This is a genomic window from Psychrobacter sp. CoH-33_TS_01 (assembly GCF_058189395.1).
Genome location: NZ_JBVGQI010000007.1, coordinates 81,912 through 108,398, shown reverse-complemented (window position 1 = coordinate 108,398; position 26,487 = coordinate 81,912). Strand labels below are relative to the sequence as shown.

27 protein-coding genes, 1 tRNA gene and 1 pseudogene are annotated in these 26,487 nt (G+C 46.1%); 6 read left to right on the top strand and 23 right to left on the bottom strand.

The features are described 5' to 3' along the window. Nucleotides 1–8: 8 nt before the first annotated feature. The 17 genes and pseudogenes from rplN to ACZ2XM_RS11480 all read right to left on the bottom strand — a co-directional run bounded on the left by rplN (nt 9) and on the right by ACZ2XM_RS11480 (nt 11,244). Entirely contained in the window at nt 9–377 is a 369-nt protein-coding gene (rplN, locus tag ACZ2XM_RS11560; RefSeq protein ID WP_169393464.1) for a 50S ribosomal protein L14, read from the bottom strand. A 151-nt stretch (nt 378–528) separates the two neighbouring features. Next, nucleotides 529–804, bottom strand: coding sequence for a 30S ribosomal protein S17 (rpsQ, locus tag ACZ2XM_RS11555; protein ID WP_490589271.1), 276 nt, complete (start codon nt 802–804; stop codon nt 529–531). Then, on the bottom strand, nt 801–998 hold the full coding sequence (gene rpmC, locus ACZ2XM_RS11550; RefSeq protein WP_201497755.1) for a 50S ribosomal protein L29: 198 nt from the start codon (nt 996–998) through the stop codon (nt 801–803). Before rpmC ends, rpsQ begins: the two co-directional genes overlap by 4 nt. Next, nucleotides 998–1,411, bottom strand: coding sequence for a 50S ribosomal protein L16 (rplP, locus tag ACZ2XM_RS11545; protein ID WP_490589272.1), 414 nt, complete (start codon nt 1,409–1,411; stop codon nt 998–1,000). Before rplP ends, rpmC begins: the two co-directional genes overlap by 1 nt. Nucleotides 1,412–1,414: 3 nt before the next feature. Then, nucleotides 1,415–2,140: a 30S ribosomal protein S3 gene (gene rpsC / locus ACZ2XM_RS11540; protein WP_490589273.1), complete on the bottom strand. Its 726-nt coding sequence runs from the start codon at nt 2,138–2,140 to the stop codon at nt 1,415–1,417. Nucleotides 2,141–2,143: 3 nt separating this feature from the next. Then, nucleotides 2,144–2,473, bottom strand: coding sequence for a 50S ribosomal protein L22 (gene rplV / locus ACZ2XM_RS11535; RefSeq protein WP_201497758.1), 330 nt, complete (start codon nt 2,471–2,473; stop codon nt 2,144–2,146). Between the two features lie 9 nt (nt 2,474–2,482). Beyond that, nucleotides 2,483–2,758, bottom strand: a complete 276-nt coding sequence (gene rpsS / locus ACZ2XM_RS11530; protein WP_490589274.1) for a 30S ribosomal protein S19 — start codon at nt 2,756–2,758, stop codon at nt 2,483–2,485. A gap of 11 nt (nt 2,759–2,769) precedes the next feature. Further along, the gene (gene rplB / locus ACZ2XM_RS11525; RefSeq protein ID WP_490589275.1) at nt 2,770–3,597 is read right to left on the bottom strand and encodes a 50S ribosomal protein L2; all 828 of its coding nucleotides are present in this window, start codon (nt 3,595–3,597) and stop codon (nt 2,770–2,772) included. A gap of 11 nt (nt 3,598–3,608) precedes the next feature. Then, the gene (rplW, locus tag ACZ2XM_RS11520; protein ID WP_490589276.1) at nt 3,609–3,956 is read right to left on the bottom strand and encodes a 50S ribosomal protein L23; all 348 of its coding nucleotides are present in this window, start codon (nt 3,954–3,956) and stop codon (nt 3,609–3,611) included. After that, a complete protein-coding gene (gene rplD, locus ACZ2XM_RS11515) occupies nt 3,953–4,555 on the bottom strand; it encodes a 50S ribosomal protein L4 (protein WP_490589277.1) in 603 nt (200 codons plus the stop codon). The genes rplW and rplD overlap by 4 nt, the downstream gene beginning before the upstream one ends. A gap of 14 nt (nt 4,556–4,569) precedes the next feature. Beyond that, entirely contained in the window at nt 4,570–5,208 is a 639-nt protein-coding gene (gene rplC / locus ACZ2XM_RS11510; protein ID WP_490589278.1) for a 50S ribosomal protein L3, read from the bottom strand. A 56-nt stretch (nt 5,209–5,264) separates the two neighbouring features. Next, complete coding sequence (rpsJ, locus tag ACZ2XM_RS11505; RefSeq protein ID WP_010196670.1) at nt 5,265–5,576, bottom strand: 30S ribosomal protein S10; 312 nt, start codon at nt 5,574–5,576, stop codon at nt 5,265–5,267. A 309-nt stretch (nt 5,577–5,885) separates the two neighbouring features. Beyond that, entirely contained in the window at nt 5,886–7,640 is a 1,755-nt protein-coding gene (locus ACZ2XM_RS11500; RefSeq protein WP_490589279.1) for an Rne/Rng family ribonuclease, read from the bottom strand. A gap of 127 nt (nt 7,641–7,767) precedes the next feature. Continuing rightward, complete coding sequence (locus ACZ2XM_RS11495; protein ID WP_490589280.1) at nt 7,768–8,445, bottom strand: Maf family protein; 678 nt, start codon at nt 8,443–8,445, stop codon at nt 7,768–7,770. A gap of 60 nt (nt 8,446–8,505) precedes the next feature. Further along, nucleotides 8,506–8,991 (bottom strand): rod shape-determining protein MreD, encoded by a 486-nt coding sequence (mreD, locus tag ACZ2XM_RS11490; RefSeq protein WP_490589281.1) that lies wholly within the window; start codon nt 8,989–8,991, stop codon nt 8,506–8,508. A gap of 192 nt (nt 8,992–9,183) precedes the next feature. Further along, nucleotides 9,184–10,005: pseudogene (mreC, locus tag ACZ2XM_RS11485) on the bottom strand (rod shape-determining protein MreC); the annotation flags it as partial. 201 nt (nt 10,006–10,206) lie between these two features. Then, nucleotides 10,207–11,244, bottom strand: coding sequence for a rod shape-determining protein (locus ACZ2XM_RS11480; RefSeq protein WP_456320548.1), 1,038 nt, complete (start codon nt 11,242–11,244; stop codon nt 10,207–10,209). Nucleotides 11,245–12,075: 831 nt separating this feature from the next. Between ACZ2XM_RS11480 and gatC the strand changes: the two genes are divergently transcribed. The 6 genes from gatC to ACZ2XM_RS11450 all read left to right on the top strand — a co-directional run bounded on the left by gatC (nt 12,076) and on the right by ACZ2XM_RS11450 (nt 18,447). Continuing rightward, nucleotides 12,076–12,390 (top strand): Asp-tRNA(Asn)/Glu-tRNA(Gln) amidotransferase subunit GatC, encoded by a 315-nt coding sequence (gatC, locus tag ACZ2XM_RS11475; RefSeq protein ID WP_490589282.1) that lies wholly within the window; start codon nt 12,076–12,078, stop codon nt 12,388–12,390. A 235-nt stretch (nt 12,391–12,625) separates the two neighbouring features. Next, on the top strand, nt 12,626–14,122 hold the full coding sequence (gene gatA, locus ACZ2XM_RS11470) for an Asp-tRNA(Asn)/Glu-tRNA(Gln) amidotransferase subunit GatA (protein WP_490589283.1): 1,497 nt from the start codon (nt 12,626–12,628) through the stop codon (nt 14,120–14,122). After that, nucleotides 14,122–15,633, top strand: a complete 1,512-nt coding sequence (gatB, locus tag ACZ2XM_RS11465) for an Asp-tRNA(Asn)/Glu-tRNA(Gln) amidotransferase subunit GatB (RefSeq protein ID WP_490589284.1) — start codon at nt 14,122–14,124, stop codon at nt 15,631–15,633. Before gatA ends, gatB begins: the two co-directional genes overlap by 1 nt. A 251-nt stretch (nt 15,634–15,884) precedes the next feature. Continuing rightward, nucleotides 15,885–15,961 (top strand) — tRNA-Pro (locus ACZ2XM_RS11460). Nucleotides 15,962–16,980: 1,019 nt separating this feature from the next. Continuing rightward, on the top strand, nt 16,981–17,316 hold the full coding sequence (locus ACZ2XM_RS11455; RefSeq protein WP_490589285.1) for a helix-turn-helix domain-containing protein: 336 nt from the start codon (nt 16,981–16,983) through the stop codon (nt 17,314–17,316). 159 nt (nt 17,317–17,475) lie between these two features. Continuing rightward, a complete protein-coding gene (locus ACZ2XM_RS11450) occupies nt 17,476–18,447 on the top strand; it encodes a DUF1853 family protein (protein ID WP_490589286.1) in 972 nt (323 codons plus the stop codon). Between the two features lie 32 nt (nt 18,448–18,479). Here the strand turns inward: ACZ2XM_RS11450 and ACZ2XM_RS11445 are convergent, their stop codons facing one another. From ACZ2XM_RS11445 to accD, 6 genes are all read right to left on the bottom strand, one after another. Next, nucleotides 18,480–19,703 carry a hypothetical protein gene (locus ACZ2XM_RS11445; RefSeq protein ID WP_490589287.1) on the bottom strand — a complete coding sequence of 408 codons (1,224 nt, stop codon included), beginning with the start codon at nt 19,701–19,703 and terminating at the stop codon, nt 18,480–18,482. A gap of 141 nt (nt 19,704–19,844) precedes the next feature. Further along, nucleotides 19,845–21,290, bottom strand: coding sequence for a hypothetical protein (locus ACZ2XM_RS11440; RefSeq protein ID WP_490589288.1), 1,446 nt, complete (start codon nt 21,288–21,290; stop codon nt 19,845–19,847). Between the two features lie 209 nt (nt 21,291–21,499). Then, on the bottom strand, nt 21,500–22,039 hold the full coding sequence (locus ACZ2XM_RS11435) for a DUF2726 domain-containing protein (RefSeq protein ID WP_490589289.1): 540 nt from the start codon (nt 22,037–22,039) through the stop codon (nt 21,500–21,502). 278 nt (nt 22,040–22,317) lie between these two features. Then, nucleotides 22,318–23,562, bottom strand: coding sequence for an SPOR and LysM peptidoglycan-binding domain-containing protein (locus ACZ2XM_RS11430; RefSeq protein ID WP_490589290.1), 1,245 nt, complete (start codon nt 23,560–23,562; stop codon nt 22,318–22,320). 405 nt (nt 23,563–23,967) lie between these two features. Continuing rightward, nucleotides 23,968–25,362 carry a bifunctional folylpolyglutamate synthase/dihydrofolate synthase gene (locus ACZ2XM_RS11425; protein WP_490589291.1) on the bottom strand — a complete coding sequence of 465 codons (1,395 nt, stop codon included), beginning with the start codon at nt 25,360–25,362 and terminating at the stop codon, nt 23,968–23,970. Between the two features lie 205 nt (nt 25,363–25,567). Beyond that, entirely contained in the window at nt 25,568–26,446 is an 879-nt protein-coding gene (accD, locus tag ACZ2XM_RS11420; protein WP_490589346.1) for an acetyl-CoA carboxylase, carboxyltransferase subunit beta, read from the bottom strand. Between the last annotated feature and the right edge of the window lie 41 nt (nt 26,447–26,487).

The following is a 26,487-nucleotide window of genomic DNA, read 5'->3' as shown; positions in this document are numbered from 1 at the left end:
GGTTACCTCTACAGTACTTCTGGTGCTAGTGATACAATTTTCATAAACTGATCACCACGTAGTTCACGAGTTACCGGTCCAAAAATACGAGTTGCAATCGGCGCTTTGTTTTGGTTTAACAAAACAGCTGCGTTATCGTCAAAACGAATGACTGAGCCATCGGGACGGCGCACGCCTTTTTTGGTACGGACGACTACTGCATTCATGACATCGCCTTTTTTGACGCGGCCACGAGGAATAGCTTCTTTTACGGTTACTTTAATGATATCGCCAACTGATGCATAACGACGATGTGACCCGCCCAGTACTTTAATACACTGAACACGTCTTGCACCGCTGTTGTCTGCAACTTCCAGCATACTTTCAGTCTGAATCATTGCGTTACTCCAAACGTATGAGCAAAAAAAGCCATCCACTGCCGCGCTCTACCCTCTCTAGCATTCGCATAGATTAAGATAAATGAGGGCGGGCGACCTTTGTATAAAAAGGCGGCTAGTTTAACAGCTTCCGACTTTAATTGCAATTTACTTAAATTTTAACGGCAGTCTCGAGTACGTCTACTAAAGTCCATGCTTTAGTTTTCGAGATTGGTCGTGTCTCTTTGATTCGAACTAGATCGCCTTGTTGGCAAACATTGTCTTCATCGTGTGCTTTAATTTTGGTAGAGCGGCGTAGTTGCTTGCCGTACAACGGGTGACGAACTTTACGCTCAACCAATACGGTGATAGATTTGTCCATTTTGTTACTGACAACTCTACCAGTTACCATGCCAACATCTTGGCTAGTTTGATTGTTTTCGCTCATGCGTCGCCTCGTTGTTTCTCGTTAATCAAAGTCTTAATGCTAGCAATCATACGACGATTGCTTTTGACTTCATGGGTTCCACCCAACTGACCGGTTGCTTTAGCCATACGAATACGGAAAGCATCAAGTTGCTTTTCATCAAGTAACTGGGTCAGCTCTTCTACTGTTTTGTCTCGTAATTCACTGATCTTCATTACATTATCGTCCGCTTAACAATGGTAGTTTTGAAGGGTAGCTTAGCTGCTGCTAGCGTCAACGCTTCACGAGCAAGCTCTTCTGAAACCCCTTCGATTTCATATAAGATTTTACCAGGCTTAATTTCGCAAACCCAATATTCAACAGGACCTTTACCTTTACCCATACGCACTTCAAGTGGTTTGTTGGTAATTGGCTTGTCTGGGAAGACACGGATCCAAATTTTACCACCACGTTTAACACGACGAGTAATTGTACGACGGGCTGCTTCGATCTGACGGGCAGTCATACGGCCACGCGTAAGAGATTTTAGACCAATTTGGCCAAATGCAACGGTGCTACCACGATGTGCTAAACCCGTGTTACGACCTTTGTGCATTTTGCGAAACTTGGTACGTTTTGGCTGTAACATAGTTTAACCTCTGTCTGAGTTTCGACGGTTTCCACCACGACCACGGCGTTTCGGCGCGCGAGTCTGCTCTTCTTTGACGGGATTGTAGACACTGTTCATACCGTCTAGGATTTCCCCACGGAAAATCCAAACTTTCACACCGATAGTACCATAAGTAGTTTCGGCACGAACTGATGCATAATCAATGTCAGCGCGTAGCGTGTGCAATGGCACACGGCCTTCACGGTACCATTCGGTACGAGCAATCTCAGCACCGCCTAGACGGCCAGATAGCTCAACTTTGATACCTTGGGCACCAGAGCGCATGCTGTTCTGTACTGCGCGCTTCATAGCACGACGGAACATAACGCGACGCTCTAGCTGGCTTGCGATACCATCAGCTACCAAACGAGCGTCAAGATCAGGAGAGGTAATCTCTTCGATATTGACCTGGGCAGGAACACCCATCATTTTGGTTAGCTCTTTTTGAAGCTTCTCAATGTCTTCGCCTTTTTTACCGATCACGATGCCTGGACGGGCAGTAGCGATAGTAATTTTAGCAGCGCCAGTAGGACGTTCAATGGTAATACCACTGATCATCGCATTGTCTAAACGCTTACGTAGAAACGTGCGGACTTGAATGTCGTTGATTAGGTATTCTGAATACTGTTTAGGATCAGCATACCAGTTGGCGTTATGCTTTTTGACAACACCAAGACGGATTCCGATTGGATGTACTTTTTGACCCATGAGTTATTCTCCTACCTTGATAGTGATGTGACAGGTACGCTTGCTGATACGATCAGCGCGACCTTTGGCACGTGGTAGGATACGCTTTAGCGTGATGCCTTCATCAACATAGATGGTTGATACTTTAAGAGCATCAATATCTAGGCCGTGGTTATTTTCGGCATTAGCGATAGCTGAGTTAAGGCATTTCTTAACAAAGACAGCGCCTTTTTTATTGCTAAAAGTCAAAATATCCAAAGCACGTTCGATTGGTTTGCCACGAACTTCATCGGCGACAAGTCTAACTTTTTGTGCCGAAATGGCGGCACCGCGTAGTTTTGCAGTTACTTCCATGATGAGCACCTATTTTTTAGCTTTTTTGTCAATGCCGTGACCGCGATATGTGCGAGTCGGGGCAAATTCACCTAGTTTGTGACCAACCATTTGCTCACTAACAATGACAGGTACATGAGTACGGCCATTATGAACAGAAATCGTTAGGCCAACCATTTGTGGCAGAATCATCGAGCGACGCGACCACGTTTTGATCGGTTTACGCGAATTTGAGTCTAAAGCTTTTTCAACTTTGGCAAACAAATGCGCATCGATGAATGGACCTTTTTTCAATGAACGAGGCATGAAATTTTCCTTTATTTCTTGGCGCGACGGCGACGGATGATCATACTGTCAGTACGCTTATTATGACGCGTTTTAAGTCCTTTAGACTTCTGACCCCATGGGCTAGTTGGATGTTTACCCATATTACGACCTTCACCACCACCATGTGGGTGATCAACTGGGTTCATTGCTGTACCACGTACCGTAGGACGGATACCGCGCCAGCGTGATGCGCCCGCTTTACCAAGTGATTTTAGGTTGTTTTCAGTATTCGATACTTCACCAATAACAGCACGGCAGTTGACGTGAACGCGGCGAGTTTCGCCTGAACGTAGACGTAAAATAGCGTAGGTGCCATCACGGCCTAGTAGCTGAACTGCTGCGCCCGCAGAGCGAGCCATCTGTGCGCCTTTACCGATTTTAAGTTCGATATTATGGATCACAGTACCCACTGGAATATTCTTCAGTGGTAGGCAGTTACCTGGACGAATCGGTGAAGTCTCACCAGACATTACCGCATCGCCAACCGCTAATTTTTTAGCAGCGATGATGTAACGGCGTTCGCCATCAGCATACTTAAGTAGAGCAATATGTGCAGTACGGTTTGGATCGTATTCGATACGCTCAACTGTCGCTGGAATACCATCTTTAGTACGTTTGAAGTCGATGATACGATAATGTTGCTTATGACCACCGCCAATGTGACGAGTAGTGATACGGCCATTATTGTTACGACCACCTGACTTGCTTCTTGATTCTACAAGCGGAGCATACGGACGACCTTTATAAAGGTGTGGATGCACCACTTTTTCAACAAAACGGCGGCCAGGTGATGTTGGCTTTGCTTTTACGATAGGCATGAGTGTAATCCTTATTCGTTGTTCGCTGTTTCACTAGCAGGGGCAGTAGTTTCTACTTCCTCACCAGCATCAGCCATTTGTACATCTTGACCAGCTTTTAAGGTAACGTAGGCTTTTTTATAGTCATTACGACGGCCAATACTCTTACCAAAACGCTTCGTCTTACCTTTAACATTCAACGTGTTTACGCGAGTAACTTCAACACCATCAAACATCAACTCAACTGCTTTCTTAATTTCACGCTTAGTAGCATTAGTATCAACTTTGAATACTTGCACACCAAGTGAGTCGCCGAGCATCTGAGATTTTTCTGAGAAGACAGGGCCTTTTAAGACCTGATATAGTCTTGCGTTATTCATGCTAGTGCTTCCTCAAATTGTTTCGCAGCTTCGACAGACATGATTACTGTTTCATAAGCAATCAAGCTCACTGGATCCACTTCGTCAGTGCCTAGGACATTAACATGTGGAATGTTGCGAGCAGCTAAGTACAAGTTCTCATCAACGCTGTTGGTGATAATTAGTGCTTTAGGTGCATTCAAGTCTTTTAGCTTAGCGATAAGATCTTTGGTCTTTGGTGTAGCAACAGTCATCTCTTCAACTAAGATCAGACGGTCTTGGCGAATAAGTTCTGCCAAGATACATTGCATAGCACCGCGGTACATTTTGCGGTTAACTTTCTGTGACCAATCTTGTGGCTTGGCTGCAAATGCACGCCCACCGCCACGCCAGATTGGACCACGGATAGAACCAGCACGAGCACGGCCCGTACCTTTTTGACGCCATGGCTTTTTGCCACCGCCCGATACTTCTGCACGGGTCTTTTGCGCGCGTGTACCTTGGCGAGCACCGGCCAAATAAGCCGTTACTACCTGGTGCACTAGTGCTTCGTTGAATTCACGACCAAAAGCCGTATCAGAAAGCTCAACTGCAGCACCTGTAACTGTTTTTAAATTCACGTTAATCCCCTTGCTTAGGCTTTGATTGACGGACGTACGATGACATCACCACCAGTGGCGCCTGGGATAGCACCTTTGATGACGAGCAGACCCTTTTCGGCGTCTACAGAAACCACTTCTAGTCCTTGCACGGTCACACGCTTATTACCCATTTGGCCAGGCATTTTTTTGCCTTTGAAAACACGACCAGGGGTTTGGTTCTGACCGGTAGAACCCAGCGCACGATGCGATACTGAGTTACCATGAGTGGCGTCTTGCATACTGAAATTATGACGTTTTACACCGCCTTGAAAACCTTTACCTTTACTCTGACCAGTGACATCAACCATCTGACCTTCTTCGAAGTAATCAGCTAGGATTTCACCGCCAATCTCACGACCTTCAAGATCGCTTGACTCAACACGAAACTCCCAAACACCACGACCAGCTTTTACGCCAGCTTTAGCGAAGTGACCCTTTTGGGCTGCCGTTACACGGCTGTCACGGCGCTCGCCTGTAGTGATTTGGATGGCTTCGTAGCCATCTGTATCAGTAGTTTTTACCTGAGTAATGCGGTTTGCATCGACCTCAATCACGGTTACAGGGATAGAAACACCTGCTTCAGTGAAGACACGGGTCATGCCGCATTTTTTACCGACTAAACCGATTGCCATTTTAAACCTCTTTTATATCCAATTAATGGGTTGGGCTACTGCTAATTAGCAGTTGATTAACCCAAAGCAATTTGAACGTCAACACCGGCGGCCAAGTCCAACTTCATCAACGCATCCACAGTCTTGTCGGTAGGCTGAACAATATCAACCATACGCTTGTGGGTACGGATTTCGTATTGGTCACGGGCATCTTTGTTGACGTGTGGAGAGGTTAGAACGTTGAATCGCTCGATGCGAGTCGGCAACGGTACAGGGCCACAAACTTGCGCACCAGTGCGCTTTGCGGTATCGACAATCTCTTGTGCCGACTGATCAATCAATCTGTGATCAAATGATTTTAGTCGGATACGGATTCTCTGGTTAGCCATGCCAGCAAGCTCCTAATATGGGCCTTTGTCATCTCTGTCAATCAGAGCATGCTCAAAAGCCGTTTGGTTAAAGATTTACTTCAAGCGGCTAAAACATTCTAGATAGAACCAGCAGCGTGCTAAAAGCAAAATAATTTTAAGCCCAACCGACCGTCCCAATTATTAAAGGAGGTAGTTAAGGCATAGGGTGTTCAGTGCTAGAATCGATGCTCTAGCTGTCATGGCGCACAGCCTTTTTAGTGGGCGGCGCTCATACAATTTAGTGGTATGTATTATACACACTTCTCAGGGTATTGCAAGGGGACGTTTTTAGTCCAAAACAATATCGTATTGCTCTTGGGTATAAAGGTTTTCGACTTCAAAGGTGATGACTCTGCCCAATAGATATTCTAAATCTGCCACCGTATCTGCTTCTGAAGATAGCAATAAATCGATTACCGCCGCATGGGCGACTACCGTAAACTTCTTCGGCGCGTTATAAGTACGAGCGCAGCGCATAATCTCGCGGAAAATCTCAAAACAGACGGTCTCAGCGGTCTTGACAAAGCCCCTACCCTGACACGTTGAGCACGGCTCACACAGTTGTTGCTCTAGTGACTCCCTGGTGCGCTTGCGGGTCATCTCTACCAAGCCAAGCTCACTGACTTGCGTGATATTGGTCTTGGCGTAATCTTGAGACAGCTGCTCTTGCAAGCTCGTCAGTACATCATCTTTATGCTCTTGCTCCAGCATATCGATAAAGTCGAGGATGATAATACCGCCTAGGTTACGTAATCTAAGCTGTCGAGCGATAGCATGGGTAGCCTCTAAATTGGTTTTATAGACTGTATCTTCTAAAGAGCGACCGCCTACAAAAGAGCCGGTATTCACATCAATAGTGGTCATGGCTTCGGTTTGATCAATAATCAGATAGCCACCGGACTTCAAATCAACACGGCGTTTTAACGCATCGCGCAAGTCTTCCTCGACCCGATGCACATCAAACAGCGCCGGCTCAGCGGTATAGTGAACGATACGCTCGTAGATAAAGGGTACAAACTCTTTGGCGAATTGGCGAATTTGCTCATATAACGCTTCATTATCGACGACGACCTTTTCGGTCTCCGCATGCACTAAGTCACGGATAGAGCGTAGTGGTAGTGACAGCTCTTGATAGAGCAGCACCGAGCTTTGATTCTGTTTTGCTTCGCTACGCCGCGCTTGAATGGTGCGCCAAAGTTGTAAGAGATAGTAGATGTCTTCTTCTAGCTTCTCGACCGGTACTCGTTCAGCCGCAGTACGGGCAATCAAGCCGCCAGTTAAGTTGACCGTTTGCATCAAGCTCGACAATTCAGTCTTAAGGCGATGGCGCTCTTCATCACTATCAATACGCTGCGAGATGCCAATATGTTCGCTCGACGGCAAATAAACCAGATAGCGCGAGGGTAAAGTGATGTTTGTGGTAAGCCGCGCACCCTTGGTACCCAGTTGATCTTTAGTGACTTGTACTAAGATACGCTGACCTTCATGCAAGCGATGCTGAATGAGGTCTTGTTTAGGCGGTTGCGGAATGCTACCGCGGCGAGGCGTGATAGGTTTGGGGCTGACCACAGGCGGGGTCATCCGCAAGCTGCTCGGCGGAGTGATGGGTCTTTTGCCACTGGGCTTGAGGGGCTGACTGTCTGCCGCTAGCGGTTCTTCTACTCTGGCACTGGCCACAGTCTCATTATTACCTTGACTACTAAAAACACCCTCTTCAAAATCGCTAGTAGGATTAATATCACTACTGTCATAGTCATTATTAGCAGAGTCTATTTCGGGTTGCTCAGCTTTAGCTTGGCTTGGTACAGGACGCGGCAAGCGCTGCATATCGTTGACGTGCAAAAACGCGGTACGGGATTGACCAATATCAACAAAGGCCGCCTGCATACCAGGCAGTACCCGGACTACTGTGCCCAAGTAAATATTACCCACCAAGCCCAACTTATGGTGGCGCTCGATATAAATCTCGCCCAGCACGCCATTGTCTAAGACTGCCACCCGAGACTCCATGGGACTTACATTAATCAGCAGTTCTTCAGACATAGCCACTCTTCTATTTTATATATCTTATGGAATCATAGTGTAACAAAAGCAGCCGCCCTCTGACTAGAGACAGCCGACTTGGTAACCATAGCCCTACTTTTGACCTTAACGCTTTCTGTAGCGTCTCTTAGCTTAGCGTCGCCGCACTTGCCTCAGCCTGCTCAATCAACGCTAGCGTCTGGGCTAATGGCAGACCTACGACATTGGTATAACTGCCTTTAATACGCTCCACCCAATGCGCCGCCCCACCTTGAATGGCATAGCCACCCGCTTTATCAGCAGGCTCACCGGTCTGCCAGTAGCGCTGCATTTCTTGCTCAGATAAAGTCACGAAGGTCACCTCTGTGCTCTCTAGGAGAGACTGCGACCATACGTTAGTAAACAAAAGGTTTGTATCCGTGTTATCTGTATCTTGCACACTTTGCAGAGTCAGTAGGGTCGCCTGTACCGCAGTACAAACCTGATGGGTACTCGCTGACATCTGCTGCCACATGTTTAGCGCATGGGCTTCATCTTCTGGCTTGATTAAGATAGTCTTACCATCGGGTAAGATACCTATAGTATCTGCCGTGAGCAATAGTAGCGTTGAGCCCTGCTCGTTATCTGTTAAGCACGCCGTATCCGCATTTAAAACGGCTAATGCTGCTTGCGCCTTTTGCGCGACCATACGTTGGATGTACGCTTGTGGGGTTTCAGCCTCATATACGCTCTCGTCAATATCGGCTGACATGACGCTAAACTCTAAACCGACTTGTTGTAACAGCTCACGACGTCTCGGAGAGCCCGAAGCTAAAATAATTTTCATAGGGAGTCACATCTGGTTAGATAAAGGTGATAAGCAGAGTCTAGCAGACAAGGATAGCGGCTAATGCGTATAACGGCGCAGCGCTAATAGAATAAGGGGCCAACAAGCCATACTCATCAGCATAGAGATACCGCCTTGCGGGACAAAGGTATTTTGCGTAATCATTTGCAAAATCCAAAGGACGGATTGAAAGACTAACAGACACACACACGCCAAAAACCACGCCCCTAAAGTCCGCAGTTGCTTAATATAAATACTAGCGATTTTGACCACCAATGCCATGGCTACAGCAGCGAAAGCTTGTTGTCCTAAACGGGTATCTAGCAGTAAATCTGCGATTAAGCCAATAATGAAAGCGGTAAACAGTCCGGTATGGCGCGGCTGGAAAATCAGCCAGAATATCAGCACCATAATCATGACCATCGGTCGTAAAGTGGCCGTACCCAGACTTAACGGATAGACGTTTAGAGAAGAGGCCAAGATGAAACTTAGCACGATGGCTAAAACAATCTCAAAATTAGAATGGGTGGAATCAGAGCTGGACATAGGCTACCTGCTTGACTGAGCAGAGGCGTCTTGGGTAGACGGCAAAGTCGCAGGGTCAGCCCCGGTAGCATTCGCTAGCGCAGGATTGTCCAGGCTATCCACAGGTTGTAAGGCGCCTACCACGGGCAGCTCATCTAAAGCCGCCGCTTCCGTCGCCTCTAACATAGCCTGACGCTGAGCATTTTTACTGGTTTTATCTTGCAAAATCAGCACATAAGAGTTGTCATTAAAGTTAGCGGCTGGCGTCACTTCAATATGCATGAAGTTATCGCCCTGGTCAGGGTCGACATAGCGAATGCGGCCTACTGCGTAACCAGCAGGAATACGGCCGCCCAGCCCTGAAGAGACCAGCTCATCTCCTACCCGCACATCCGAGGTCTTGAACACATAGTTGAGGCGTAAATCTGCAGGCGTGCCCTCACCCGTGATAATAGCCCGTTGCCCCGTGCGCTTCACGGTCACAGCGACCGACTGCAACTCATCCGTAATCAACAGCAAGCGACTGGTATTCGGATAGACATTAATCACCTGACCCAAAATCCCTTTTTCATCAATCACCGTCTGCCCGACTTTAACCCCATCTTGCACGCCTTTATTGAGCACGACGATTTGCTTTAGCGGGTTAGTATCGGTACCGATAACTTGGGCTAAGGTCAGGTCATATTGTTCAGGACGGGTCGTCGATAGAATCCCTTGCAAGCGTGCATTTTGCGCCAAGATATAATCTTGCTGCTGCAATTTGGCACGGGCATGGATAAGTTCAGATTTGAGTTGGACATTTTCGCGGCGTAGGGATTCCTTGGACTCCATACGACCACTAGACCAATGGGCGGCATAGCTGGGGAGCAAGGACAGCTCATAGATAGGCTGCATAGCGGCATGACTGGTACTGCGAATAGGGTTAAACCACTCCGGATTTTTGCTGTCGAACCACATAAGAATCATGGCGACAATCAATACAGCAGCAGTCTTACGAATTGAGAGGGGCTGGCGAGCAAAAATACTAGGACTCATCGCGCACCTTTGAGCTGCACGACGACCTGAATGCTCTCCTTCATAACCCCTCCACTCGTTTTAACTATTGAATATTGAACGTAAATATTGAACGCTTAAATAATAGATAACGGCACACTATGGCCGTTATCTATTACTATCGATTGTTATCTTTTATCAAAGTATAAAACCTTTAATATAAAGCTATAGCAAGGTACAAGCTTAGACAAAAATCATATTTAGGCTTTTGTTATTAATAAAGTCTAGTGCCATACCACCACCGCGGCTCACGCACGTTAATGGGTCTTCAGCGACTGTGACGGGTAAGCCAGTTTCTTTAGATAATAATTTATCTAAGTTACGCAATAAAGCACCACCACCGGTCAGCACAACACCGCGCTCGGCGATATCAGAAGACAATTCTGGTGGCGTCTGTTCAAGGGCAGCTTTCACCGCACTGATAATACCGCTTAAAGGATCGCTTAGCGCTTTTTGGATTTCTTCAGAATTCACAGTAAAGGTTTTTGGCACCCCTTCAGCCATGCTACGACCACGAACTTCGACTTCTAGCATCTCATCTTCGTTAATGGCTGAGCCCACTTCCTGCTTAATACGCTCAGCAGTGGTCTCACCAATCACACAACCGTGAGTACGGCGCACATGGGTAATGATAGCTTCGTCAAATAAATCGCCACCAATACGGATAGACTCAGCATAGACACAACCTGATAGCGCAATGACCGCTATTTCAGTCGTACCACCACCGATATCCACTACCATAGAGCCGCTGGCCTCATGGACTGGCATGCCCGCTCCGATTGCCGCCGCCATAGGCTCTTCTAGTAGCATTACTTTGTTCGCGCCAGCAGAAGACACCGCTTCACGGATGGCCTTACGCTCGACCAGCGTTGATTTGCAAGGCACACAGACCACGACGTTCGGCTGCGCCATAAAACGCTTGGCCTTCACTTTCGCGATAAAATGCTTCAGCATCTTTTGCGTCACTTCAAAATCAGCGATTACGCCATCTTTTAACGGGCGGATAGCAGTAATATTGGCTGGGGTTCGTCCTAACATTTGCTTCGCATCTAGGCCTACAGCGGCTACCGTTGGGTTTTGCGTTCTATTACTACGCAGCGCCACAACCGTAGGCTCATCGAGGACGACGCCTTTGTTAGGAATAAAGATAAGGGTATTGGCAGTGCCAAGATCGATTGCAATATTATTTGATAAAAATCCGAACGGGTTCATGACTAATATATCCAGCGTCTTACTAAGGGGGCGAATGGGAGGCGGCGTGAGCGGTTAGCATTATAATCTATTAGCGTTACTATATAATTAATGCTGAATGACAAGCTAATTTAATACGTCTTTTAAACAGGCTGTTAGCTTAATGTCAGCTAGGCGCACACTCTAACGAAAGTTCGCGCATGCAACAAGTCAAAAGGGGCAGGATTCTGCATTTATTACGTGGTATCGCGTAAATAGCGGTAAATTATACCCACTAAATGTATAAAAATCACCGATTAATCTTGCTTATGTACTATATAGGGCATATACAATTGAATTGTAAGCAAGTTTGACAATCTACTGCTACAAACCCTTATTACCCCTATTTTTAACTTAGCTCGCTACTAGGGTTTAATAAAAAACTGTTCCTCAGCGCATAAGATTGCTAAGTAATTGATACCTTTCTATAAGAAACCACTAGGATTAAGGGCAATAGCTCATGCCTATCGTCCCTATCATAGCGAATTCAAGTCAATACCATCTTACAGCTTCTTATCTGTTTACCCTGTTTTTGCTACCCAGGTTCTTTTTTGCCTACTTAACGCCACTGAATTTTCAGTCAGTTGCTTTAGCTGCAATCAAAACGCTAGTAAAACCATTAAAGCGTCAGCGCATTACCCTCTGTAAGGGAGCGTAAAGGAGTGGCAAAAAATACCTGCAGATGCTTTATAATGTCTGTATTGAACTCAGCCTATTCCCTTAATATTGGATAGCTTTATTTTTGCTTAGCTATTTTATGCCGTTTCACAACGCGTTTTTTGATAATAAATAAACCCTTTTTACTTTTGCCATGGAGCCACTATGAGTGAGCAAACTACCCCAGCCAACGATAACGTCAGTACCGATGACATTTTAGAAGTGGCCAGACTCGCCCGTTTAGGGGTCGATGAGTCTACGGCCAGTAGCTATGCCGATGATATCGGTAAAATCTTAGGCATGATGCAAACTATCAGCACAGTCGACACTGATGGCTTGACCCCATTGGCTAACATCCATGAAGTTTGCCAAGTCCTACGTGCTGATATCCCTAACCCTGATATCGATCGTGAAAAGAATCAAGCGATGGCACCTGCTGTAGAGCAAGGTCTCTATTTGGTTCCGCAAGTTATGGAATAAGCCTTAGCCTATTTATTTAATGGCGCTACTCTTTATTTAACGGCGCTACTCTCTTTATCCTTCTCATAACAATAAATTTTATTCGTAGTGACAACCCTGCCTAAGTAGCTTGCTCATCCCTATCGGCCTGCTCGCAATAAGTGAGAGGTCTGGCAGGTATTTGCTGTTATTGCTAACAGTAAGCTAAAGCCGCGCTTAGCAGGCTTGCTCCTACAATCACCGATGGACGCTAATTATGTCTGATTTACATACCCTATCCGTCGCCGAACTCGTCGATGGTCTGCACAACAAACAATTTAGCAGCGCTGAGCTGACTGAACATTATTTACGTCGTATCGAAAAACTAGATGGCAAAGTAAACAGCTTTATCACGGTCGATGCTGACAATGCTCGCGCTGCTGCCAAATTGGCGGATCAGCAACGTGCTGCCGGTGATACCCGTGCGCTGCTAGGTGTGCCAATGGCGCATAAAGATATCTTTTGTACCGAAGGGTTGCTGACGACTTGTGGCTCAAAAATGCTGCATAACTTCGTCTCTCCTTACGATGCCACTATTGTAAAAAATATCCGTGACGCCGGCTTTATTAATTTGGGCAAGCTCAACATGGATGAGTTCGCTATGGGCTCGGACAATAAGAGCTCTTACTACGGTGCGGTGCATAACCCTTGGGATCTTGACCATGTGCCAGGTGGCTCTTCAGGCGGCTCAGCAGCAGCAACAGCGGCAGGTTTTGCGCCCGTCACGACCGGTAGTGATACGGGGGGCTCTATTCGTCAGCCGGCCTCATTCTGCGGCTTAACAGGTATGAAACCCACTTATGGCCGAGTGTCACGCTTTGGCATGATTGCCTACGCCTCTAGTCTCGATCAAGCCGGCACCTTAGGCCGCTCTGCAGAAGACTGCGCTTATCTATTACACCCGATGGCGGGGCATGACTCAAGAGATGCTACGTCTATCGATCGCGCTGTGCCGGATTATGTGCAAGTATTGGCGGACGCTAAGAACAATGCTGGTGACAAGCCTTTCGCAGGGTTAAAAATTGGTGTAGCAAAAGAATACTTCGGTGAAGGTCTAGATGGCGAAGTGGACACCCACGTCCGTGCGGCATTGAAAAAGTACGAAGAATTAGGTGCTACTATCGTTGAAGTTAATATCACCGATCCTAAAGTGACCCTAGCAACTTACTATATGCTAGCCCCTGCTGAAGCCTCATCGAACCTATCACGCTTTGATGGCGTACGTTTTGGCTATCGTTGTGAAGACCCTAAGAACTTAACCGACCTCTATACCCGCTCACGCTCTGAAGGCTTTGGCCCTGAAGTGCAGCGTCGTATCCTAATGGGTACTTATGCGCTATCAGCGGGTTATTTTGACGCTTACTATACTAAAGCGCAGAAAGTCCGCCGCGTCATTCTAGAAGACTTTGAAAAAGCCTTTAAAGAGTGTGATTTGATCGCTAGTCCTACTGCACCTACTGCTGCTTATAAACTGGGTGAAACTTTAGACCCAGTCAGCATGTACTTGGGTGATGTTTATACGATCGCTGTTAACCTAGCGGGTCTGCCAGCTATTAGCATGCCTGCTGGCTTTACTGAAGCGGGACTGCCTGTCGGTCTGCAACTCATCGGCAACCATTGGAACGATGACAAACTGCTGACCACCGCGCATCTGTATCAACAACATACTGACCACCACACCAAGCTATCGGCTATCGCCCAGGAGAGCATCTAATGACGTTTATCGCAGAGAACACCGGCCCTATTCGAAAAGAGCTCTTGGTAGACGGCTATGAAGTGGTCATCGGTATCGAGATTCATTGTCAGCTCAATACCGACAGTAAGATTTTCTCTACCTCGCCTACTGACTTTGGTCATGAGGCCAATACCCAAGCGAACATCGTTGACTTAGGCTTGCCAGGCGTCTTGCCAGTATTAAACGAAGGTTTAATCGAGCGCGCGTTAAAGTTTGGCTTAGGGGTCAATGCTGAGCTGGGGCTTTATAATACTTTTGACCGTAAAAACTACTTTTATCCTGACTTGCCTAAAGGCTATCAAATCACCCAGATGGCCAACCCTATCGTCGGTAAAGGCTATATCGATGTCGTGGTGAATGAAGGTAGCAAAAATGAATACAGCAAGCGCATGGGCATCACCCGTGGTCATTTAGAAGAAGATGCGGGCAAATCTGTCCACGATGCGGTAGAAGGTATGACCGGTGTTGACTTAAACCGCGCAGGCACGCCATTAATCGAGATTGTCTCTGAGCCCGATATGCGCTCTGCCAGCGAGGCGGTGGCTTATATTAAGGCTATCCATCAGTTGGTGACTTGGATCGGTATTTCGGACGCTATCATGGCTGAAGGCTCATTCCGCTGTGACTGTAACGTCTCAGTACGCAAACCTGGTGATGAGTTAGGCACGCGTACCGAACTGAAAAATCTTAACTCTTTCCGCAATATCGAACGCGCTATCAACAGTGAAATCGAGCGTCAGATCGATGTCATCGAAGATGGCGGCAAGGTCATTCAGGCCACTCTACTGTATGATCCTGAGACCGATAAAACCCGTGCGATGCGTACCAAAGAAGACGCTAATGACTATCGCTACTTCCCAGACCCTGACTTGCTGCCTGTGCAAATCTCTCAGGAGACGGTCGATGCAATTCGTGCTGCTATGCCGGAGCTGCCAGTAGAGCGCCGTGCCCGTTTTGAGGCCGAGCTTGGCCTGTCTGAATACGATGCTCGCATCATCACCGGCAGTCGTGAGCTCGCCGATTACTTTGAAGCTGTGCTAGCTATCATTGGTACTGAGCATGCAAAAATCGCTGCCAACTGGATGATGGGCGAATTGATGGGCGCTCTCAATAAAGATGAGAAAACTATCAACGACACGCCTATCAGTATTGAACAACTTGCGGGGCTAATCAAACGCATCAATGACAACACCCTATCTGGTAAATTAGCCAAGCAAGTCTTTGCCGCGATGTACGAAGGCGAAGGCGGTGATGGTGCTGATGCGGCGGATAAAATCATTGAATCCAAAGGGCTAAAGCAAGAAACCGATACCGGTGCTATTAAAGCAATGGTTGAAGAAGTCATTGCGAATAATGCAGCTATGGTTGAAGAGTATAAAGGCGGTAAAGAAAAAGCCTTTAACGGTTTGGTCGGTCAAGTGATGAAGGCCAGCCGTGGTAAGGCCAATCCACAACAGGTCAATGAAATCTTAAAAGAGCTGTTGGGCTAATCTAGGCTGTTACTATTACTTAGTGACTTTATAACCCCATCTCAGCCTTCCCCTACGAGGGGAAGGTGTGCTAGCTAACTTCATCCTAGTTTTCCCATACTAGGGTGAAGTGCACTCGAAGACAAGGTACGCTATTTTCGTCTTGATAGTTCGACATCCACCTAGAAAATTTAGGTTGATTGGGCTATCAGGACAATCATTCTTGATTTGCTCTTGCAAATTGGGGAATAATGAGTAAAATAGTCATCCATCGGGGCGTAGCGCAGTCTGGTAGCGCACTACACTGGGGGTGTAGTGGTCGCAGGTTCAAATCCTGCCGTTCCGACCAAACATGAATATAGGGTTAGCTTTCATAGACTGCTAGCCCTTTATTTTGGGCATTTTTCAGGTTTAGGGTTCTCCCCTATCCTGTACTTTTCTAAATAGAATGTTGGTATTATTGTTGGTATAGAGATTGATATCATCGGAATATACCAACACATTGCTAACTCATGTCTACATCAACAAGTTCCTTGATACCAATGATTACACCACTAGCAGCCTAAATATGCCTAGCAATGGTGATGCTGTTAAATGGTGAGCACGTAAATCGTGTTAGCAACAAAGTGTTGTCATTCCATCTTCAGGCTATTCTGATTTAATGGGTCAGCAACTTGTCTTTCCGTAAATACCTTAATAACTGATTTGCCCCTAAATGGTCGCTAAAATGCGAGTAACTTTTCACTATTACGGTATATTTTGCGGTATATTTATAAGCTCATACTATTCAACCTAGTCGCTACAAGGCTGACGATAAATAATTCATTTTTTTACTCTAAGTTTTTGACCAAATTAGTTCGATAGAAAAGCCAATCATTATTTTCAATGGTTGGCTTTTTTTGTGCTTAATTTAAAGTTATAACTGCGCCATTCCACATTATATTCATATCTCGTTTACTTTATTGGAAGGCTCAATGTCTATCACAATTTTTACTGTTAATAATTAATTATGACTCTATGTCATACTAAGTATTATACTACTAGATATGACAAAATAAGGGTTGCTATGTATACAGTAATAGAAACACCTGAATTTTAAAAGAAAATAGACAAAATATTATCTCATGAGCAACGCTTAGAATTTATTACCTATTTATCTGTAAATCCTTTAATGGGTGACGTTATCAAAGGGGCGCAGGGTCTACGTAAAATTAGATGGTCAACTGGCGCTGGTAAGTCAGGTGGTATGAGAGTTATATACTATAACTTGTTGCCTGATGGCTATATATTTTGTTTAGACGTTTATACCAAACAGCAAAAAGATAATCTGACTGCGACTGAAGTTAAAAAGCTAACAGGACAAAAGACATGAGCATACCTACTTTAAATCTTAATGAGCACGATATTAACGCTATGGTGCAAGCGGTGATTGCTGATGACCCAGATGCTATAGCGCTTAAAGACAGCTTAACGCTATCGTTACGCCAACTATCACAAGGTGAAGTGGGACGAGTTACCCCACCAGCTATAGTAAAGACACGCCAGCAGACGGGCTTATCACAGCGTCAATTTGCTGATCGTTTAGGCATATCTATCAACACACTACAGTCTTGGGAGCAGGGGCAACGCAAACCTAGTGGTGCAGCCGCTTCTCTAATTAAGCTAATAGATAAGCACCCTGAATTGATAGATGAATTGGCTTAAACTAAACTGCCGAATAAGTCGCAGTCCTTTTTATAAAGTAAATTTTATATACCGTTATCAACACGAAAGAAGATTGCGCAAACCCGCTAGACATTTGATAAGTCAGCCGTTAGGGTAACAGTGCTGCTATGCTTTTAGCACTATACAAAGAGTTGCCCTATGTCTGAGTCTACCCTTCTATCCCCTTCCCTAATTACCCCTGATACTAGCTCTAGCGTAGCCCCATGGGAGCGCTATCAGCGTCCCTTTGTGCGTGATTTGGCCTATACTCTAGCCTCACCTCCCGTGCTTAATACTTGGGTAGACCATCGGCCGCTCATCAATACGCCAACCGTGACAATGCACTCAGCAGAATTCTGGCAACAGCAATTTGTGAACTATCAGAATAGGTTGGCGATATTAGACACCACTAAGGCTTATCGTGACCTGACTCGATTTCTCATGAGCCGGCCGAGTCCTTATCGTCTAGGGTTTCACTTTGAAGGGTTGCTGCATTTTTGGTTAAACGATGGTTTTGTGAAGGGTTGTCACCCTTATGAGGTGCTAGCACATAATGTGCAGCTATATCGCGAGAAGCAAACGATCGGGGAGCTCGATTATATCCTGCGTAATCATGATACTGGAGAGGTTGAGCATTGGGAGTTGGCGATTAAGTTTTTCTTAGGCTCAGCGCCCTATCACTATGCCAATTGGGTCGGTATGAACTCGCGGGATAATCTTGAGCGTAAGATGACCCATATGCAGAGTAAGCAGTTTAGGACAGTGCGGGTAGATATCGGCGATCATGATAGCGTCAAGATAGATAGGCGAATCGCGGTAATCAAAGGGCGTTTCTTTTACCCGTATACGGATGCTAGCTTTACCCGTCCAAGTTGGCTAGCTCCTAACCTACCCCTACATGCTTGGTATGATGGTAATGATTTAGCGCAATTGGCCACGATTGATACGAGTCAATTGCGCCGCGCCCACTACGTGGAATGGTTTACTAAGCGTCGTTTTTATGACGAGAATCTTCCCATCATCGAATGGTCAGAGAACTCGCCACCAGAGTCAGGGCTGTACTTTGCAGGCGAGCGACCTTTGGTTATTTATCGCCCAAAAGTGCTAACAGATAAAGCTGCTACTCAATAAAACCAGCACTCTTTTTTGATTCAATATAACTCTCACCAAACATAACGACCATATAGGCTAATCTCACTACGTTTGGCTTTATCTGCTTTAAGATCATCTGTTAATAGTTTAATACCGCCGTATTTACTGTCGACCGCTACCCCTAGCGCGCTGGTTTGCGGCTCTACGAGTCCCGTAATAGTAACCGGCAAAGTACGGTTATCTAGTTCATAACCCGCAGACAGTTGATATAACGTTTGGATGTCGTTTGCTTGAGCATGGGCGCCCAATTGCCATTTACTGTTTAATTGGTGCAACAGGCTCCCTTCAAGGCGCCAAGGTAAATCTTGAGTGACATCGTTGCTATCTAGCTGACCCTCAAGAGTATATAGAGGCCGACCGCTAACATCATAGTCCAGGGCATAGTGCGTACTCGGCATATCGCGCCATTGCATACGCCCCAGCAAATCATACCCTTGCAGATTAAGCGTAGTAGTTGGCGTGAGCTTACCCGCTAGCTGTACATCAAGAGAGTAACCAAGCCCTTTAGGTTTATCGGGATCCCAGCCCAGGTTTTCTTCACCCAGTGCAGGCTTATCATAGTAATAATCGACGGAAGCATCGGCATTATTCACACTATCACGAATATTGGCACCTGCCGCTATAGCTTGACTGGTAAGTTGACCGTTAATTTTACCGTCTAATGCATGTAACCCCTGCCAGATATTTGCCTTTGCTGCCAATTGCCAGTCAGGATTAATGGGATAGCTATAGCCTATATTTGCCCCTACGCGCTCATTGTGTGAAGCTTGCAGATATAGCGGATAGGTCTTATCTGCTGCACCAGAAACTTTATTCTCATATTGCCAATAGACTTGAGCGGTCTCATCGCTAAACTGCATGAGATAATCATAACGCCACCCCAGACCATAACTGATAGCACTGCTTGCCGGACGCACATCTATGGCTACTCTGCCTTGTAAATAGGCATGATCGCCACTGTCTAAAGGCGCATCCCAATCGTCAATAAAGGCAGAAATAGGCTGCGCAGGACTGTGCGCGGTTACCATCATCGAAAAGTCCACTTTATTATCCGTAGTGGTTACTTTACTGTTGTTAGCGGCTACTGCCTTATCCGTAAGGGTCATAGCATAAGCTTGAGCAGTAGTTGCTAACCCTAAGCTAATAAAGCAAGTCAGCGCTGCTACTCGGTATAGATGCGGTCGAGTTAATGGGTTACTGTTATTAGTACGCAGTATAGTTGCTATACCTTTCAATAGTGAATTCCTTACAGGGTATAAGTTTAAGGATGATGTAGATACAATTGAGCGCTGCCTCAAAACCTATAGATTTTGTCAATAGCCATAAAAAAAGACAGTCGCAACTGTCTCTTTTATTAATATTATCGTAAGGCTTATTTATAGCACGATAAGGCTATCGTCCTTAAACTTAGCCGTAATCTTACCTTTATTATCCATCAAGTCACCAAAGTCTTTAGTACCCACCATGATGTCCGCTAGCTTGCCAGTGCTGTCTTTAATAAATTTATTATCTTTATCAACATTTAAGATAACAAAGGCATTATTTTGTTTGATCTTAAGTTGGCTACTCTTAACGCTATAATCCGTATTTAAATTGGTTTGACCTTCTACGAATAAGGTTTTGCCTTCAACGGTAGCGGTTAAGCCTTCAAGTTTAATAACATCACGAGCAGTACGCTTTAAATTAGCTTGGAAATTAAGTGGAATAACAGCGCCTTTATCTTTGGTCACTTTACCTTTGAGCGATAAAAGGATCTCCATACCTACAAATTTTCCGGCTTGCTCTTCTAATTCATAATCTTTATCGAGCTTGATAAAATTCTTTACGTCTGCTTCATTAGCTTTCGCATTAACCGTAATTTCGACATCGGTAGCTGGTTTGTCTTTTTTCATATGACCTGTCAGCTCTAGCTGATAAGGGAGGGTAATGAAAAACTCGCTGCCATCAGGCAAGGTGTTGGTGACATCTAAGATAGCAAACTTCAGATTCTTAGCTTCAATCACACTATCATTAGCCACTAACTTGACATCCTTTAAGGTAGCCATGGCTTTTTCAAGCTTGATGCCAGCATCATGGGTTTCGTCCAAATCAAAGTCGTCATTAACCGCCACTTTATCGCTAAATTCACCGGTAATGTTGAGGCCTTGGTTAGCAGCAGTCAAGGTAATTGCCTCAGCACCTGTGCCAATTTTTAAACTGTTAAAGCCAAACTTACCTGCGAAACTCTTTGCAGAGGTATTAGAAGTCAGTGAATTGATATAACCGTCGTATACGCTAGTAAATTTATCAGTGGATAGAACTGTTTCTTCATATCTATTCGTTTTTGGGTTATAGATATAATCGGTCTCGCTGCTTTGCACTTCTGTGGTGCCAGATAGCTCAAATTTACCTTGCGGAGATAATGTGGCCGTAAAATTACTACTCGGTTTTAAGACTAAACCACTCATAGCATTTTTAAAATCTTGATTATTCGCTAGCTTATTGATATCTGCTGCATTGATGCTCTTTAAGTTTTTCATTTCCATATAGTAGTAGATACCGCCAGGAACACTTAAAGCATCACTAAAGCGATTCTGCTGCTTATCGGTTAAGATTTCGCCAACATTTTCATAAGCTGTTTTTACCGCATAATTATCGCTAACAAACAGCTTGGCCGTGCGAATCATTTCTTTTGCTTGTTCCAACTCACTTAGACTGTTATCTACTGGCGGTGGGGTTGGCGTACTAGGCGTACCATTTCCTATTGTATCGTTATCACTACCACAGCCTGCTAAAGCCAAAGTACTCGCCAATGCTAAAGCAGAAAGCTTAAATAATTTCATAAATGGTCCTTGTCTTATCCAAAGTATAAAGGGCTTTGTTAGCTTTTCTATTTATCTCGCCCTACACTACGTATAATTATGAAAGATAGTGTTAACAAGATACACATAATAGTAACATGGTCTTATAAGACTGACCAAGTGTTTTGTCTCTTGACTTACAAAGTAATAATTTAACTAAGGAATGGGATATAGCACCCTTTTAATTAGACCTATGTTGAATAAGTCTCGATTACTTTAAGTATCTCATGACGTAAGATATCGACACTAGGCATCCGCTCGGCGTGAAAACGCAGTATCGGAATACCGGCGCTAGCAAGGGCCTTATCTTTTTTATCATCCGCTTTCTGTCGCGCGGCGCCAGTATGTGTCCAATCATCCAGTTCAATAGCCAGTAGCGTGGTCTGCGCATCACCATCGACCAACACATAATCGACACTTTGGCGGCAAATACGATTGAACCAAAAGCGCTTGTCTGTCCCTGCTTCATCATTGGGTTCGATGACACGAGACAGTTGCACTTGGCTAAAAATATAGAACTCTGGGACGGCCTGTTGTAACTTGCGAAAAAAGAGGACTTCGGTATCAGTCATCAAAGGCATAGGCTCAAATGGCCAAATAGCAAGCTCATCACCGCGGACGGGGGTATCAACAGGACGTCGACTAGACTTTGTAGACCGCTTAACTTTGATTAAGACAATAAAGCAGATAAAACCGAGTGCAGCAAATAGGAATAAACTGCCAAATAACATGAAAATACCTTAATTATGTAAAACAGATTTCTCTAAACCTGCTTTAAGTACCATTATAAAAAACCAATAAACTGCTAAAAAGAATAAGCCAACTTCTCTACTAACCTGCCTACGAGCTTAACTTATTAGTAGGCTAAGTTATTATCGGCTTAATCGCGCTGACATGCTACCTGAGAGGCTATGCCAGCTCAATAGCCCATAAAAAAACACGACAGCTAGTGTCGTGTTCAGTCATAAATCATTGAGAATTGAGTTAAGCAGCGCTTATGTCTTATATCCTAACGCCAGTATAGAACCCAAGCGTTTTTAATCCCTGTGCGTGAGTCGCCATTGATCTTATCTTTTAACGCTAAGGCGGCCGGTTTTCCCGTCTCTGGGCCTACAATGACGCGCACACCGCGACTGGTCGGACTGGTAGAGACTTTATAGCCCGCTGAGCGTAGCTTCTTAGCCACTTCATCCGCTTTAGCCTGGTTATCGGCTAGCGCTACCTGTACGCCAAAACTGCCCTTAGCCTCGCCTCTAGCGGCTTCTTGACGCGCCTGTGCTAAACGCTGCTGGGCGGTTTTGGCTGCCTCAGCCCTTCTCTTTTCCTCTGCCGCTTCCCGCTCTAAACGCGAGATTTGACTTTTGGAAGGTATCTTTAATTCTTGGCCAACGCGCAGACTGTCAGAGGTACTCATATTGTTGGCTTGTGCTAGCGCTTCAACAGGGACGTTATATTCCCGCGCCAGACGGATTAAACCATCGCCACGTTTGACCTCATAACTGCCCGGTGTCTTTGGCGCAGCTTTTGCGGCTTCGGCCTTTTTCTGCTCCGCCTGTTTTTGCTCAGCTTTTTTCTGTTCTGCCTTTAGCTCATCCGCTTTCTTTTTATCCGCTGAGGCTTGCTGGGCCTTGGCTTGCTCATTCTGCTTTGCTTTTGCTTGCTCCGCAGCGCGTTGTTGAGCTTGCTTATCCGCAGCCGCTTTTTGTTCAGCCAGTTTAGCTTTCTGAGCGGCCGCCTCACGTGCTGCCGTTTTCTTGGCTTCGTCATTAGCGGTATTAGCCACTGTAGCAGTTGTGGCCGCTGGCGTTTGCGTTGCAGTAGCCGTGGTATCGGTACGGTTTTGCACCGTAGGTTTCGCGATTATCGAGGCCGCCACTTCTGGGCTAGTATCATCGCCAACGGGCTCAACCGCATTATTATTCATATATTGTTCATTTTCTGCTCGAGCTTTGGCTAGTGCATTCGCTTCCGCTTGTTCTTGCTCAGCTAAAAACTCTTTCGTACGGCGTTCTTGCTGGGCCACGCGCGCTTCACGTTCTTTTTGCTTTTGCGCCAAGATACGCTCTTCCGTAGCCACATCCGTGGTGAGCGGTTGGCCGTTCTCTGAGGCTGCCGAGGCTGACTGCTCGATAGCGGTAGGTTCAGGAGCATTCGCCTGATTTGAGGTACCAACTTGTTGTACCATGGCGAACAGCACTACACCGCCGCCTACCATCATTGCTAGTCCCAACAGGGTTTGTCTCGAAAAATTCATCCGCTATGGTCTCTTATCTGATCAGTGATTAAATGGCGATCGCTTTATCGCAGTTTGCGTACGATAAAATCGCTTTTCGTAATACGATAGATGCTGCATACCGGGACAATTACTACAATTATCTGCGCCCCGAGGCCACATAACGACTTGATTATAAAACATCTGCTCGCTATTGTCTGCCTTACTCAGTGCCCTTAGCTTGCGCGGTAATGGCGCAGAGGCTAGTAGTTGGACCGCTATCTATTGCCTTATTCGCTGGCACAGCTAGGCTATTCCTAGCAAATATAACACTAAGTGTGCGCTATGATAAGACTATTTACGATTAGCGTGGCGCTATTCAGACTTGAGGTCAAAGTAAGAGCGTTTTGATGGTTTCTGATTTTTGCGGCTAATGCTTTATTACAGCTACTCAGGAATACTTTCTACCTTTAGCGCTATCAATACTTCAGCAATAGTGTGGAAAGAGCCACAGACAAAAATAAAGTCTTCTGGCGTGGTGGCTGCAATGACCCCGGTACTGGCGTCGGCCAAATCAAGATAAGTGGTTACCTCACCTTTTGGTAACTGGGCTGACAGAATTTCGCTGAGCATCTCGACCGGGGCCGCTCGCGGTTGCTCAATAGCCGCCACATGCCATTGCTGAATAGGCAGAGACGACTGCACTAAGTAACCGACCACTTCTTGAATCGGCTTATCCACTAGCATAGAAAATACCAGGTGCAATTGCGCGGTGGGATGGGCCTGCAAATGCTGTTGCCAAGCCCGCGTCACTTGCGGCATGACAAAGCTAACCCCTTCCAGGTTATGCGCCACATCGAATAGCCACTGTCTCTCGGCTATCTGACGACGATCAAAACGACCGGCTAAGCGCACGCTCTTAAGGGCGGCAGCCATATGCTCTTGCGTGATGCTCAAAGGGCTCGCCAAGATAGCTGAGAGGGCATTAGCGGTATTACTAATGGATAAGGGAGGTTTCGGCAATTGCATCGTCACAGCGGCATTACTGTATTGCCAAACGTCATCACTCCCTGACTCTATGCTGGCCACTGACTCTATGCTATCCACTGACTCAATAGCCGAAAAGTAGGAAAAATCCTGCCCCGCTTGGTAGCAAGTGACGTTTAACGCAGTAATCTTATCTTGCACGCTCTGCGGCATCTCGCTATCACCAAAGATGAGCGTACCGTCTTGACGTAAGATACCGGCCTTCTCTGCGCCAATCTTTTCTTTAGTATCGCCCAACCAATCGACATGATCGATGCCAATATTGGTAATCACCGCCATATCAGGATCGATGATATTGACCACGTCTAAACGCCCACCCAGCCCGACCTCTAATACCCATACATCACAGTCGGCTTGGGCAAAGATTTGCATCGCCGCCAAGGTGGTCATCTCAAAAAAAGATAAGGTTAAACTGCAGGCTAAACGCGCTTGCTCAACCGCGTAAAAGGCCGCGACCAGTACTTGATCGCCTACCGCCTGACCATTAATACGCACGCGCTCATTAAAATCAATCAGGTGCGGTGATTGGTATAATGCGGTCTTATAGCCGGCTTGCTGACAAATCTCCGCGATCACCGCCGTCGTCGAGCCTTTACCATTGGTGCCCGCCACCGTAAACACATAGCCATCATCTTTAGCCGACTGTACCACGCCCAAATGCTCAGCTACAGGCAAAACCCGCGACAAGCCCATATCTATGGCTGACACGTGAATTTGCTGCATGTAATTTAACCAATGCGATAAGGAGCTGGTGAGATCAGGAGTTGCTACAGGGGATAAGGTAGGATGCGTCATAATAGCCCATCATAAGTAAGATAAGCACCGCTCATGGCAGAAGGCACAAGCGATGCTTATTAGAAATAGTGACAAATAAGAGTAAGGGGGTTGCCGTTGGGACTCTCCACAGCCGATAACCGCTTGAAGGCTTAAGTGGCATCAAGCCTTCAAGCCTTCAAGCCTTCAAGCCTTCAAGCCTTCAAGACATCAAACCTTAAGGGCATTAAGCCTTTGCGGTTAATAAGTTGTCGTGATGAGTCATTTTCGCTAATAAACGGTAAATGGTATCGTTTAACTGATGGCGATGCACCACTTGGTCGATCACGCCATGCTCAAGTAGAAACTCAGCGCGTTGGAACGGTTCTTCTAGGGTCTCACGCACCGTCTGCTCGATTACGCGTTTGCCCGCAAAACCAATCATTGCTTTTGGCTCGGCCAGATGAATATCACCAATCATGGCGAGCGATGCGGTCACGCCACCATACACAGGGTTGGTTAACACGACCAGATACGGAATACCCGCGAGTCTTAAACGCTCGATGGCTGCTGCCGTGCGTGCCATTTGCATCAAGGACAATAGCCCCTCTTGCATACGAGCGCCACCTGAAGCGGCAAAGCAAACTAAAGGAATGCCGTCCGCTAAAGCTTGCTCAGCGGCTTGGACGAATCTATCGCCGACTACCGAGCCCATAGAGCCGCCCATAAAGCGGAAATCAAAGGCACAGGCGACCAGTGCTAAGTTCTGTAAACGCCCTTTCATCACCAATAAAGCTTCAGTCTCGCCGGTCTTCTCTTGGGCTTCGGCTAAGCGTTTTGGATAAGGTTTGCTGTCCACAAAAGACAGCGGATCGCCGGTAGTAAACTCCTGCCCCAACTCTGCGTCAACTTGACTTAAGAACCAAGTTAAGCGCTCACGCGCAGTCATGGCTAAATGGTTGTCGCAATGCGGACAGACGTAGCAATTAAAGATGAGCGCGGTATTGGTAATCACCGAGTGGCACTCAGAGCACTGGGTAGAAGGCTCTGTTTCAACCGCTGTCAGTTGCGGGGTCGCCTGTCTTTTGACTTGCGGAATAGGTCGATCAAGCCAAGTTTGATTCATAGCAGCGTTATTAATAGTGGCAGCAGATTGTTGCGCACTAT

What these genes read in the sequence shown, in the direction of transcription:
- rplN (WP_169393464.1), bottom strand. Translation starts at nt 377, where the DNA reads ATGATTCAGACTGAAAGTATGCTGGAAGTTGCAGACAACAGCGGTGCA.
- rpsQ (WP_490589271.1), bottom strand. Translation starts at nt 804, where the DNA reads ATGAGCGAAAACAATCAAACTAGCCAAGATGTTGGCATGGTAACTGGT.
- rpmC (WP_201497755.1), bottom strand. Translation starts at nt 998, where the DNA reads ATGAAGATCAGTGAATTACGAGACAAAACAGTAGAAGAGCTGACCCAG.
- rplP (WP_490589272.1), bottom strand. Translation starts at nt 1,411, where the DNA reads ATGTTACAGCCAAAACGTACCAAGTTTCGCAAAATGCACAAAGGTCGT.
- rpsC (WP_490589273.1), bottom strand. Translation starts at nt 2,140, where the DNA reads ATGGGTCAAAAAGTACATCCAATCGGAATCCGTCTTGGTGTTGTCAAA.
- rplV (WP_201497758.1), bottom strand. Translation starts at nt 2,473, where the DNA reads ATGGAAGTAACTGCAAAACTACGCGGTGCCGCCATTTCGGCACAAAAA.
- rpsS (WP_490589274.1), bottom strand. Translation starts at nt 2,758, where the DNA reads ATGCCTCGTTCATTGAAAAAAGGTCCATTCATCGATGCGCATTTGTTT.
- rplB (WP_490589275.1), bottom strand. Translation starts at nt 3,597, where the DNA reads ATGCCTATCGTAAAAGCAAAGCCAACATCACCTGGCCGCCGTTTTGTT.
- rplW (WP_490589276.1), bottom strand. Translation starts at nt 3,956, where the DNA reads ATGAATAACGCAAGACTATATCAGGTCTTAAAAGGCCCTGTCTTCTCA.
- rplC (WP_490589278.1), bottom strand. Translation starts at nt 5,208, where the DNA reads ATGGCAATCGGTTTAGTCGGTAAAAAATGCGGCATGACCCGTGTCTTC.
- rpsJ (WP_010196670.1), bottom strand. Translation starts at nt 5,576, where the DNA reads ATGGCTAACCAGAGAATCCGTATCCGACTAAAATCATTTGATCACAGA.
- ACZ2XM_RS11500 (WP_490589279.1), bottom strand. Translation starts at nt 7,640, where the DNA reads ATGTCTGAAGAACTGCTGATTAATGTAAGTCCCATGGAGTCTCGGGTG.
- ACZ2XM_RS11495 (WP_490589280.1), bottom strand. Translation starts at nt 8,445, where the DNA reads ATGAAAATTATTTTAGCTTCGGGCTCTCCGAGACGTCGTGAGCTGTTA.
- mreD (WP_490589281.1), bottom strand. Translation starts at nt 8,991, where the DNA reads ATGTCCAGCTCTGATTCCACCCATTCTAATTTTGAGATTGTTTTAGCC.
- gatC (WP_490589282.1), top strand. Translation starts at nt 12,076, where the DNA reads ATGAGTGAGCAAACTACCCCAGCCAACGATAACGTCAGTACCGATGAC.
- gatA (WP_490589283.1), top strand. Translation starts at nt 12,626, where the DNA reads ATGTCTGATTTACATACCCTATCCGTCGCCGAACTCGTCGATGGTCTG.
- gatB (WP_490589284.1), top strand. Translation starts at nt 14,122, where the DNA reads ATGACGTTTATCGCAGAGAACACCGGCCCTATTCGAAAAGAGCTCTTG.
- ACZ2XM_RS11455 (WP_490589285.1), top strand. Translation starts at nt 16,981, where the DNA reads ATGAGCATACCTACTTTAAATCTTAATGAGCACGATATTAACGCTATG.
- ACZ2XM_RS11450 (WP_490589286.1), top strand. Translation starts at nt 17,476, where the DNA reads ATGTCTGAGTCTACCCTTCTATCCCCTTCCCTAATTACCCCTGATACT.
- ACZ2XM_RS11440 (WP_490589288.1), bottom strand. Translation starts at nt 21,290, where the DNA reads ATGAAATTATTTAAGCTTTCTGCTTTAGCATTGGCGAGTACTTTGGCT.
- ACZ2XM_RS11435 (WP_490589289.1), bottom strand. Translation starts at nt 22,039, where the DNA reads ATGTTATTTGGCAGTTTATTCCTATTTGCTGCACTCGGTTTTATCTGC.
- ACZ2XM_RS11430 (WP_490589290.1), bottom strand. Translation starts at nt 23,562, where the DNA reads ATGAATTTTTCGAGACAAACCCTGTTGGGACTAGCAATGATGGTAGGC.
- ACZ2XM_RS11425 (WP_490589291.1), bottom strand. Translation starts at nt 25,362, where the DNA reads ATGACGCATCCTACCTTATCCCCTGTAGCAACTCCTGATCTCACCAGC.
- accD (WP_490589346.1), bottom strand. Translation starts at nt 26,446, where the DNA reads ATGAATCAAACTTGGCTTGATCGACCTATTCCGCAAGTCAAAAGACAG.